1 protein-coding gene is annotated in these 326 nt (G+C 73.3%); it reads left to right on the top strand.

What is annotated here, in order from left to right; all coding sequences use genetic code 11:
* Positions 1 to 326, top strand: a 326-nt coding sequence (locus tag BVI061214_RS00540) for a fructose-bisphosphatase class II (protein WP_156303177.1), incomplete at both ends; no start/stop codon positions are given.

Here is a 326-nt window from a genome sequence, read left to right as displayed (position 1 = left end):
GGGGCCCGGGTCAAGCTCATCTCTGACGGGGACGTGATCGCCGCCCTGGCGGCCGCCATCCGGGGGACGGGGGTCCACGCCGTCATGGGCATCGGCGGGGCCCCGGGAGGGGGTCTGGCGGCGGCGGCCCCCAAGTGCCTGGGCGGGGGGATCCAGGCCCGCTTCACCCCGCAAAACGAGGAGGAGCGGGCCCGCCTCAAGGCCATGGGCGGGGACGAGAACCGCATCTACCGCACCGAGGACCTGGCCCCGGGAAAGGAGATCGTCTTCGCCGCCACCGGCATAACCGACGGGGACATCCTCCAGGGAGTCCGCTTCTTCGGCGG

The organism is Thermus aquaticus, assembly GCF_001280255.1.
In the GTDB taxonomy this organism is placed as follows: domain Bacteria; phylum Deinococcota; class Deinococci; order Deinococcales; family Thermaceae; genus Thermus; species Thermus aquaticus.
This window is presented reverse-complemented; position numbering and strand designations above follow the sequence as displayed.